We start from the raw sequence: 8615 nt of genomic DNA on the forward strand, positions 1-8615 counted from the left end.
GAGGGATCGGGGGTAAAATTCAGGTACTTTTTCCCTGAAAATTAGGTAACTGACTACCTCAAAATCGGTAAAACCCTACACCCCACACCCCACACCCCACACCCTGCCCCCACGAAAAACTTTTTCAGCAGCCCCTATCTAGGGTTGGTTGAATAAGCTAAGACGCATTTAAAGTGCTTATTCTTAAGATTAGCCGAATCTACCTCAATCCCTTTACTGTTGCCTCTTGCCTCTTGCCTCTTGCCTCGTCTCAACAAGCAATTTAAATTACGAACAGCTTATTACTGGAAGCCTTCCTAGAAAACAGTTCTGGCACTTTTTTGACTAAAAAAGTGCCAGAGACAAACGTTCCATTGTCAATCATCGGGCCGGAGCCTTAACAACGAACCCGATTTTAAATCGGCTGAAAGAAATTTGCCGCGACAAACTCGCCAACAGCTAACCCCATTTCAAAAGAATCAATACAAGCCTCACGGACGTGAACCCCGCCATAAATACGACTGAGGGCATCTTCCATTCCCGCTTCATAGAAACTATCGAAAGTACGAACGACACCAACAAGTTCTTGGGAGACAGCACTAAACACATAGTTGTCACCAAAATAGTTGGTCATCACTCCAGCAAATGCTCCCCCCATGGCGGAATGCCCTGACATATAATCCGGGAAGGGTGGCGAATTAACCCCCATTAATGGTGACAGCAAGGGTTTCCAATCGGGATCGCCCACCGTAGAAGCTAACCCGTCATTAGCCGCAAATCCTCCGGCAATTACGTCATCAGGGCGAGGTTGGAGTTCAGTGTATTTCTCTTTCCAAGCGACGATTACCGCATCCGCCAGCGCGGTATTTAACGCGGCAAATAGGCTGGCATCTTTTTGCAAGGTATTGCCGTCGCGCACCGCAATTTCTTGAGCAATTTGGTTTAATTGACCGTAGGGACGGAAGGTATCAGCCCGGTCATAAGCCCAGAAAACAGCCATTTCTGTCTGGTCTGCATTGCGTAAAGTGGTCGTGAGAGTAGTGTCGTCCAAGCCGCCATAGAGCCGGACTTCTTCAATTTCTTGGGCATACAATGTAGGATTTGTGTCGGGACGGCCATCAAGAGTTACATCAATTTGATTTTGCGAGACAAACTGGTCAATGTCGCCAATCGTCCAAGTATCTACTCCCCCCCAGTTCGCACCCACTGCTACCGCAGCAGTCGGGCCCGAGGTTTCTGGTGTCCAGACATAGGCTCCCGACAGCGGAGTGAAAGGCGTATTGTCGTTAGAACCATCATTAGCGCGTAAATTGAGGCTCTGATTGGCTACTAAAATGCCAAAATTAAAACCCCTGCTTTCAGCGATGGCACTGTCCAGAATCTCCGCCCGAGAATTGGCTACTTGCTGTAAGAACAAGCTACTTTGTCCAGGTAATTGAGTGGAGAGAACTCGATAAGCAGCACCAACTACCGCCATCTCCAACGAGGTATTCGCTGGTGCGTTCACATTTACAGCGTAGGAGGGATATAAAGTGTTGAAGGCATTGACCGTATCATAGACGGCAGTAGAAACCAGCGCCATTAAGCGAGAACCTACTGTCGGCGCGACTCCCTGCCCCGCTTTTCCCTCGGCTTGAATCGCATTTAATGCGATCGCATTCCAGTCGATGACGGCATTAGTATTGAGTCCCGATACTAATTTACTGGTGACATTATTGGTTTCTACTTGTTCGGCAATTTGGTTATCTGCATCGACTTGAGCAATGAGAAAGTAGGCCCCCGGAGCGATGACTGAAGTATTGTTTTGATACTGCAAGTCTAGGGTGACTGACTGCCCGGCGTTTAGGTTCAAGTTTGTGCTGACACTGGTGAGTAAGGCATCGTTACTGTCAATCTGACCGTCAGTGGAGATGTAGAGTTTGACAGTACTAGGTCCACTGGCGAGCGCCTGTCCTTGATTGGTGACAATTACCTGTGCATTCCCCAGAGCGCCGAAGTCAACTGTACTTGGCAAATTAATCGTGCCAAAACTGCCCACTAAATCTGGTAGTGAGACACTTGAGGTAAAACTTAAGGCAGGACTTGAGGCAGGACTTGAGGCAGGACTTGAGGCAGGACTTGAGGCAGGACTTGAGGCAGGACTTGAGGTAAGACTTGAGGTAGGACTTGAGGTAAGACTTGATTTTTGGTTGTCGTCAACTTTTTTTGGTATCTTTTTTCCGTCAGTATCAAGTCCAATTGCACCTAAAAAATCAACTTTGTTCAAAAGCTTATTTAAATCTCCTCGGGAGAGGGAATTTAAATTTTTGCCACCGACAGCATCCTTTAACAACTCATCAATCTTACTGGTCGGGTTTGTACTATTTGGTATTTGCTCGTTCTCGGTTACTTTCTTTTGCTCATCGCAGGTGTTTTCCGGCGATGAGTCGGCGGTAGTTATAAGATTGGTTGAATTCATGGCAATAAGTTAGAAAAGATTATAAGGCATTCAAGACAGAAAGCATGGAAGCTTAACTTGTTGTTGCGCTCCAGCAGCACACCTATGTCACCATCAGTAGAAATTTACAGGTTCACAGTACGAGTACCGCTTGCGATTGCCTGTCTTTGATGGGCGACCATTACCTGTGTATTTCCCCCATCTGTGTGAAAATAGTCCTAAGATTGGAATCATAAGCACAATTCAAACTTGAGTTTTGCGACACAACTAAGTTATCTGCATCACACACTTAAGTGATCTATATCACACACTATAACCCAGATAATCTATGAAGTCAATCACTTTTTACGTCTTCAATCATAGATTTTTTTCGATGGATAAAATTATAGTCATTTCATGGCATTTTTCTAAAGTCATGGCAGAGATGGTCACTTGCCCTCACACCCAAACCCTGGGAATTCGTTCAAGGAGGGGGTGGGAGAGGGGAGTGCTATGTCTGCCACGAATAAAGAAAAATGCTGTCAAACCCCAACCATTCACTAATCACTAAAACGAGAATCCCTAGAAGATCATGTCATCTTTACCGACTCAATCTGCTGATACCTTAGAAAATTCTACTCGATCGCCCTCTTGGAAAATTAAACTCCTCTACGATGGAGAATGTCCCCTCTGCTTGCGGGAGGTCAATTTTCTGCAAAAACAGGATGCTGGGAGAGGATTAGTTGCTTTTGTCGATATTGCCGCCGAAAACTATAATCCGGAGGAAAATGGCGGTATTTCCTTCGCGGCAGCCATGGGACGAATCCATGCTGTACTAGCCGATGGTACTATTCTCCAAAATGTGGAAGTGTTTCGCCAAGTCTATGATATTTTGGGCATTGGTTGGATTTATGCCGCTACCAAATGGCCGGTTATCGGGTTTCTAGTGGATATTATCTATGAAATTTGGGCTTCTTGGCGATTAACCTTAACCGGAAGACCGAATTTAAAAACAATCTTAGCAGAACGTCAAAAACGTCTGGAATGCAACTCATCAAATCGTTGTTCTCAGTGAGTTAAAATCTCCTAACCCCAGATCCCACTGGGAATCACTCCCTGGGATGTGATACTAAATCCGTTGAGTATAGGCTACTTATAAGGACAGTCAAAAGGCAAAAGGAGAAATAAATAATCAGTTTTTAATAACCAGATTTAATGTGATAATTCTGCCTGGGAAATAAATGGTACTTTATTTTCTTGCCAGTCCCTTACTGCGACCGATGATCGCCCAGAGATAGCTAATTCCTAAGGCCAAAAACGCGAGGGGAATACTTTCTTTGACGATAAAAATCCCTAAACCGATCAGCACACAGGGAACGAAGGTGCTTCCCTGACTGGTGAGAATAGTGGCGATGGTCGGCACACTGGTCAACCCGTAGGCGATCGCACACCAAACCCCCACCAGAATCAAAAACACGCTGACGATAACGATCAGACTTGTTACGCTACTACTGGCAAACAGGGGAACGTAAATACCGATATTATCGCTGCCGTTGGCGACGGTCAACGCGGCCACGCTATAGGTGCGCGGGTCAAACCAACCACCGAAGAGTTTACCCTGAGCTACGCCGAAGGGGGAATGTTTCGCACCCTCTAAGTCCAATTCGACATTCTCCGGCTCTTCCTCCTTCTCCTCTTCTTTGAGAAGGGAAACGATGCCGAGAATCACAGGAACGAGGCCTAGATAGCGAATCCAGGGGGTAGGGATGAGAAAGCACCCGAAAAATCCCGCTAAACTGGCAATAACAAGCAGACTAAAGCCGATATACTGACCGATGACGATATCGCGACGACGGAAGAGTTTCCCCGTTTGGCTGAAGAGAATCGTCAGGATCAATATATCGTCGAGGTTGGTGGCGACGAATGCCGCTACACCGGTAGATATCGCGATCACAATCTCGATCATGGTTTTTTTCCTTAAGATGGCCGTCGGGTTCGTCCGTTCGTTAAACCTTGTTCGGCTTTTCCTTCAAAGGTTCTGGAACGGGAGAATTTTACTACCTATCCCGATCGAGAAACTGTATTTCCCACGACCGATCGCTTTATCCCGGTGCGGGATGGAAAAAGAAAGCAAGGGTGATCACTGCGTAGGTGGCGACGAGTAATATACCCTCTAGCCAGTTCGAGCGACCGTCGTTACTGATCGAGTTAGTCAGCCACACCGCGACGGCGACGGCGACCAATTCAAACGGATCAAAATCGAGAGCCATCGGCTGACCGATGAAATAACCCGCGATTACGAGAACCGGTGCGACAAAAAGTGCGATTTGCAGACTTGAACCGACGGTGACAGAAACCGCCAGATCCATTTTGTCTTTTAAGGCGACCCTAACCGCGGTGGCGTGTTCGGCCGCGTTGCCGATAATTGGCAGCAGGATCACCCCCGTGAAAAGGGTCGTTAATCCTAATTTATGCGTGGCTTCCTCTAGGGTATTAACTAATAATTCCGATTCGACCGCCACCCCGATGGTCACCAGCAGTAATATCCCCACCCAGAGCCAGAGATTCGGCTTTTTTACGCTTACCGCTTCCCCCGACTCTTGATCGAGATCTGCGTCCCCCACCTCGTAAAGATAGGTATGGGTCTTCATCGAAAAAAGCAGACTCAGGCAATACACAAAAATTAATACCGCCGCCACCGTTACCGAGAGACGCTGTAGGACGCTCTCCTCGATTGCGGCGGAGGTGTATTGAACGGTCGTGGGTAGGAGGATCGCTGCCACGGCGAGATTCATCGACGAGGAATTTAAACGGGCGGTCACGGGCTGGAATTTCTGTTCTTTATAGCGTAAGCCGCCGAAAAACATCGATAAGCCCGTTACCAGCAGCAGATTCCCGATAATCGAACCGGTAATCGTCGCTTTCACCACCTCGATCAAACCCTCTTCCAGGGCGGCGTAGGCGAGAATTAATTCGGTGGCGTTGCCGAAGGTGGCGTTCAGTAAACCGCCGAGATTGGGACCGACCACGACGGCGATTTCCTCGGTTGCCTTTCCCATGTAAGCGGCCAGGGGAACAATCGCTAGACAGGCACTCAGGAAAACGATCGTCACGTCCCAACGCAGGAAATTCCAGGCGATCGAGATCGGGACAAAAACCAACAAAATAGCGAAAATCCAGTCCTTTCTATTCATAGCAATGGGTGTCTCGGCATAAAACCGCGCACGGTTTTGAAAAACAGACTATCGGCTTTTTTTCTGTTTCAATTACCCAAATCGCCCGGTAATATACTCCCGGGCCTCGTCGGTTTGCGGATTGCCGAACATAACTTCCGTGGGGCTAAATTCGACTAATTTTCCCCGGCGTTTCCCGGACCGATCGGTTTCGGTGTTAAAAAATGCCGTCCAGTCGGCGATCCGCGATGCCTGCTGCATATTGTGGGTGACGGTGATGATCGTGTAACTTTCCTTCAGTTGTAGGCACAATTCCTCCACCTGACGGGTAGAGATGGGATCGAGGGCCGAACAGGGTTCATCCATCAATAAAACATCCGGCTTCATCGCAATCGCACGGGCGATACAGAGACGCTGTTGTTGTCCCCCCGATAGTGCCGTTCCTTTTTCTTTCAGTTTGTCCTTTACTTCCTCCCAGATCGCCGCCTGCCGCAGGGAATACTCGACCAATTCATCAAGATTTCCCTGATAACCGTTGGTTCGGGGCGCGTAGGCGATATTCTCGTAAATGCTCTTGGGAAAAGGGTTGGGACGTTGGAAAACCATCCCCACCTGTCGCCTTAACTTGACCGCATTGACCTGCGAATCGTAAATATTCTGATTTCGGTAAAGTAGTTTTCCCTCCACCTTGGCGCCGGGGATCAGATCATTCATTCGGTTAAAGCAGCGCAAGAGGGTACTTTTCCCGCAACCGGACGGCCCGATAAAGGCGATGATTTTTTGCGCGGGAATTTTAATATGAACGTCCAGAAGAGCGAGAAATCCATTATAAAAAACTTTCACTCCTTCCGCCTCGAAAACACTGTGATCTGGGTTAAGGTGGGTAGTCATGGCAAAAATTCTCCTGAGTATGGTTAAAGATGTGTTTCGGGAGCAGTGGGGAGTAGAGGAGTGGGCAATTAATAAGTTAAATAGACTTATCTAACCTCCCGCCTGCTGCCTGCTGCCTTCCCTAATTCGGTGTCGAATAGCGTTGACGTAGATAGATGGCGATGGCGTTCAGCGCCATGATCAAAAGGATCAGAACGATAATCGTTGCAGCGGCGGCATTGGCGAAACCAGGTTCAGGACGGGAGACATAACTAAAAATCTGAATGGGCAGTACCATAAATCGCTCGAATAAACCAGGATCGAAGGTCAGAAAACTCACCGCTCCCACCACCACTAGCGAGGCCGCGTCCCCGATCGCCCGCGACACGGAGATAATTACCCCCGTGAGAATCCCCGGCACCGCGTAGGGTAAAACATGGTGTTGGAGCGTCTGCCATTTGGTGCTGCCTAGACCGTAGGAAGCTTGGCGGAGGGAATCGGGAACCGCCCGGATCGCCTCCCGCGCCGCAACGATAATGACTGGCAGCGATAGTAGAGATAGAGTTAAGGCCCCGGAAAGTAGGGTAGAACCGAAATTCAGCAAATAGACGAAGACCCCTAAACCGAGTAAACCGTAAACGATCGAGGGAACCCCGGCCAGATTGCCGATATTCACCTCGATCAGCGCCGTCCACCAGTTTTTCGGGGCGTATTCTTCTAGGTATAGGGCAGCGCCCACCCCGATGGGCACCGCTACCAAGATCACGATTACTCCCAAATAGAGGCTACCGATAATCGCGGGGCGAATTCCCCCGCGATCGGGAAAACGGGAGGGGGTTTCCGTGAGAAAACCGGGGGTGAGTAGGCGGGCCAGTCCGTCATGAAAGACATTGAGCAACAGTAGAGCGAGAACGAATAGACCGATGAGTAATCCGATCAAGAAAATATACTCGTAGATTTTGCCGATGGTTTCTCGGCTTTCGAGTCGATCGTTAAAGACGGCCGTATCCCTAGCAGGAGAAGATTTAACCATGATAATTAGTCGTATTTTTCCTTAAAGCGATTAGAAATCCAATAACTGCCGATGTTGAGTGCCAGAGTGATCAGGAAAAGCACCGCACCGACCGCATAGATGGATTTAAAATTGAAACTCCCTCTCGGGGCATCTCCACTAGAAACCTGGGCCATAAAAGCGGTCATGGTGGCGATCGATTCCAGTGGATTGAAAGTTAGACGAGGTTGAGCACCCGCCGCGATCAGGACGGTCATGGTTTCTCCCACCGCACGGGAAACCCCCAAAATAATCGAAGCCATAATCCCCGATAGGGCGGCCGGCAAAACCACCTTGAAAATTGTTTCCAGCTTGGTAATTCCTAGGGCGTAGGAACCCTCGCGCAGGGAACGGGGAACCGATTTAATCGCGTCTAGACTGATCGAACCGACGGTCGGGGTGATCATGATTCCCATCATCAATCCCGCGCTCAGAGCGTTAAAAACCTCTACGGGTAAAAAATTCCGTAGTAAGGGTGTGAGAAAGATCAGTGCGAAGTAACCGTAAACTACGGTGGGAATTCCCGCCAAAATTTCCACGGCCGGACGCAGAATAGAAGCTGCTTTCGGGGTTGCGTACTCGGCCAGATAAATCGCTGAAGACAATCCCAACGGAACTGCGACCACCATTGAGATGACCGTGGTTAAAACGGTTCCGTTAATCAACGGCCAGATCCCGAAACGGGGAGGATTAAAAAGGGGAGTCCATTGGGTATCCAAGAAGAACTGCCCGAAACTTACTTCCTGGAAAAAAGCGACAGTTTCCTTGAAAATAATAGCGACGATGCCGAAGGTTGTGACTACAGATACAAGGGCGCAGGCGAACAAAATCGTTCCGATAATTTTCTCGGGAACATCATCGGAGGCTCGCTTGAGAAGAGAATCCCCTCTTGCGAACAAAGAGTCATCAAAAGAACCGGTAGTGGTCATAGGAAATTTTGGGTCTGAAACCCCGCCGTTCTACGGCGGCTTTACGTTAGAATTAAGAGGCCAGTCTCGAAAACCAAGTGGACGGCGCAGCACCTTGAAAACTCGGCTTAGGGGGTTCCGACCAGAAAAGCTTGGCCGGGTAAAAAGTCGCGCGCAACAAGTACAAGAAGCTATAGGCGGTCAACGTACCGTGGGAC

8 protein-coding genes are annotated in these 8615 nt (G+C 48.7%); 2 read left to right on the top strand and 6 right to left on the bottom strand.

Annotation, left to right across the window (positions count from 1 at the left end; all coding sequences use genetic code 11):
* Positions 1-394: 394 nt before the first annotated feature.
* Positions 395-1993 (bottom strand): vanadium-dependent haloperoxidase, encoded by a 1599-nt coding sequence (locus IM450_RS13800; RefSeq protein WP_287664573.1) that lies wholly within the window; start codon positions 1991-1993, stop codon positions 395-397.
* 7 nt (positions 1994-2000) lie between these two features.
* On the opposite strand from IM450_RS13800, the gene IM450_RS13805 reads away from it, so the two are divergent.
* On the top strand, positions 2001-2450 hold the full coding sequence (locus IM450_RS13805) for a hypothetical protein (protein ID WP_287664576.1): 450 nt from the start codon (positions 2001-2003) through the stop codon (positions 2448-2450).
* A 537-nt stretch (positions 2451-2987) separates the two neighbouring features.
* Positions 2988-3470 (top strand): thiol-disulfide oxidoreductase DCC family protein, encoded by a 483-nt coding sequence (locus IM450_RS13810; protein WP_287664577.1) that lies wholly within the window; start codon positions 2988-2990, stop codon positions 3468-3470.
* 174 nt (positions 3471-3644) lie between these two features.
* Here the strand turns inward: IM450_RS13810 and IM450_RS13815 are convergent, their stop codons facing one another.
* The 5 genes from IM450_RS13815 to pstC form a co-directional block, all read right to left on the bottom strand.
* Entirely contained in the window at positions 3645-4361 is a 717-nt protein-coding gene (locus IM450_RS13815) for a cadmium resistance transporter (protein WP_287664580.1), read from the bottom strand.
* Positions 4362-4497: 136 nt separating this feature from the next.
* Positions 4498-5589: a calcium/proton exchanger gene (gene cax / locus IM450_RS13820; RefSeq protein WP_287664583.1), complete on the bottom strand. Its 1092-nt coding sequence runs from the start codon at positions 5587-5589 to the stop codon at positions 4498-4500.
* A gap of 72 nt (positions 5590-5661) precedes the next feature.
* The gene (gene pstB, locus IM450_RS13825; RefSeq protein WP_002803515.1) at positions 5662-6459 is read right to left on the bottom strand and encodes a phosphate ABC transporter ATP-binding protein PstB; all 798 of its coding nucleotides are present in this window, start codon (positions 6457-6459) and stop codon (positions 5662-5664) included.
* 121 nt (positions 6460-6580) lie between these two features.
* A complete protein-coding gene (pstA, locus tag IM450_RS13830) occupies positions 6581-7471 on the bottom strand; it encodes a phosphate ABC transporter permease PstA (RefSeq protein ID WP_287664586.1) in 891 nt (296 codons plus the stop codon).
* Positions 7472-7476: 5 nt separating this feature from the next.
* On the bottom strand, positions 7477-8418 hold the full coding sequence (gene pstC / locus IM450_RS13835) for a phosphate ABC transporter permease subunit PstC (RefSeq protein ID WP_002803518.1): 942 nt from the start codon (positions 8416-8418) through the stop codon (positions 7477-7479).
* Positions 8419-8615 lie beyond the last annotated feature (197 nt).

Source organism: Microcystis sp. M083S1 (assembly GCF_020246405.1).
In the GTDB taxonomy this organism is placed as follows: Bacteria; Cyanobacteriota; Cyanobacteriia; order Cyanobacteriales; family Microcystaceae; genus Microcystis; species Microcystis aeruginosa_C.

Excerpts from the sequence above, each read along its gene's own strand:
- IM450_RS13810 (WP_287664577.1), top strand. The coding sequence starts at position 2,988 with ATGTCATCTTTACCGACTCAATCTGCTGATACCTTAGAAAATTCTACT.
- IM450_RS13815 (WP_287664580.1), bottom strand. The coding sequence starts at position 4,361 with ATGATCGAGATTGTGATCGCGATATCTACCGGTGTAGCGGCATTCGTC.
- cax (WP_287664583.1), bottom strand. The coding sequence starts at position 5,589 with ATGAATAGAAAGGACTGGATTTTCGCTATTTTGTTGGTTTTTGTCCCG.
- pstB (WP_002803515.1), bottom strand. The coding sequence starts at position 6,459 with ATGACTACCCACCTTAACCCAGATCACAGTGTTTTCGAGGCGGAAGGA.
- pstA (WP_287664586.1), bottom strand. The coding sequence starts at position 7,471 with ATGGTTAAATCTTCTCCTGCTAGGGATACGGCCGTCTTTAACGATCGA.
- pstC (WP_002803518.1), bottom strand. The coding sequence starts at position 8,418 with ATGACCACTACCGGTTCTTTTGATGACTCTTTGTTCGCAAGAGGGGAT.